Here is a 276-nt window from a genome sequence, read left to right on the forward strand (position 1 = left end):
TGTGGCTGAGATGACGGATACCATGCTTTCCGAGTCGCTGGCCAGCGCTCGCCGACGTTTGGCCACCGCCTTGTCGGCGGCCGGACGCACGCCCGATGCGGCCCGGCTGCTGGCCGTGAGCAAGACCAAGCCGGCCGGCATGATTCGCGAGGCGTGGCAGCTCGGCCAGCGGGAATTCGGCGAGAACTACGTCCAGGAAGCGCTGGAGAAGCAGACCGAACTGGCCGACCTGAAGGGCATCGTGTGGCACTTCATCGGCCCGCTGCAGGCCAACAA

1 pseudogene is annotated in these 276 nt (G+C 66.7%); it reads left to right on the forward strand.

The features are described from left to right. Window positions 1-10 precede the first annotated feature (10 nt). Window positions 11-276: pseudogene (locus HOP53_RS21510) on the forward strand (YggS family pyridoxal phosphate-dependent enzyme); the annotation flags it as partial.

The organism is Billgrantia ethanolica (assembly GCF_021404305.1).
Taxonomy (GTDB): Bacteria; Pseudomonadota; Gammaproteobacteria; order Pseudomonadales; family Halomonadaceae; genus Halomonas; species Halomonas ethanolica.